This is a genomic window from Streptomyces sp. NPDC051907, from assembly GCF_040681075.1.
Taxonomy (GTDB): domain Bacteria; phylum Actinomycetota; class Actinomycetes; order Streptomycetales; family Streptomycetaceae; genus Streptomyces.
In genome coordinates this window covers 1-1,108 of the sequence record NZ_JBFAYB010000252.1, presented here as the reverse complement: position 1 = coordinate 1,108, position 1,108 = coordinate 1, and the positions used below count along the sequence as shown (strand labels likewise).

The window sequence follows — 1,108 nt, the reverse complement described above, 5'->3', positions numbered from 1 at the left end:
CGGGCCGGGTGGGGTGCCCTTGCGAGCGGCGCTGCGGGACGTGAAGAGCCTGGGGGCCCTGGTCCTCAATCACGCGACGTCCGACGACCTCGGCCTGGTGGCTCCGGGCGAGGTCCTCGAACGTCTTGAGCGCTACCGGGCAACCCGCTGCCTCCGCGTTCACAACGTGATCCGGGCACCCGGCGCAGTGACGTGCACAGCTACTACGCGCCGACGACGCCGCAGCCACCGCCGCGGCCATCACGGCAGCCCTTTCCGATCCTGCGTGCCGCGAACATCCCGGCAGCCTCCCGGGCCGCGCGGTGGCTGACCGACCGCGTGGCCGCCTCCGGCCGCGCCCTCTATCCCGCCGGCGTCGTCTCGGTCGGCGGCACGCTCTCCCCCGCCCTCGAGGCGGCCCTGCGCTACAGCCGGGAGTCGCAGATCATGCCGGTGGCCCGCCTACGCCGCACCGCCGTCCACTCCACCCGGCCCCCGGCCAACCAAGACGCCAGGGCCGGGAGGCTGCCGACCGCCCTGTGGCCGGAGTGGGCGCTGCGGCTGACTCCCCGCCACCTCAGCGGCAGGCCCGCGGCCCAACGCGCCGATGAACTCCTGGCCGTCGCCTGCCTGCTCGCCGGCAACACCACCTCCGTCCAGGCCACGACCCATCTGACCGGCACCACCGTCACCAGCCACAACGTGTCCACGCTCCTGGCCGAGGTCACCCGCCGCAGCGACTGCACCGACGTCCTGCACGCGCTGATCCTCCTGGCCGACCACCTCGACGGCGCCCCCATCGACTACGCGCGCCGCCGAGCCCTTTTCACCAGCCGCCCCAGCTTCATCGACGCACGGGCCTGGCTCGACCTGCAGCGCCGCCTGCGCTCGAACCACCAGCCCCGACGCCGCGCACGCCCAGCGCTGGATCTTCCACGCCCTGACGGGCTCGCCACCGCACCTCGCCCACCCCGACCTCGCAGCCGGCACCCAGGCGCAGCGCCAGCAGTACCAGCGCTTCCGGTGGCGGATCCTGCCCGCCGAAGCCGACCTGCTCACCCACACCGCGCACGCGCTCCTCGACGAGCACGGCATCACCGAACCCCTCCAGTGGACACCCCGGCTCCCC

At 74.1% G+C, this 1,108-nt stretch carries 1 protein-coding gene; it reads left to right on the top strand.

Annotated features, from left to right (window positions below):
• Positions 1-192: 192 nt before the first annotated feature.
• The coding region (locus tag AB0M39_RS42190) for a hypothetical protein (RefSeq protein ID WP_365374550.1) at positions 193-1,108 on the top strand (916 nt) is incomplete at its 3' end.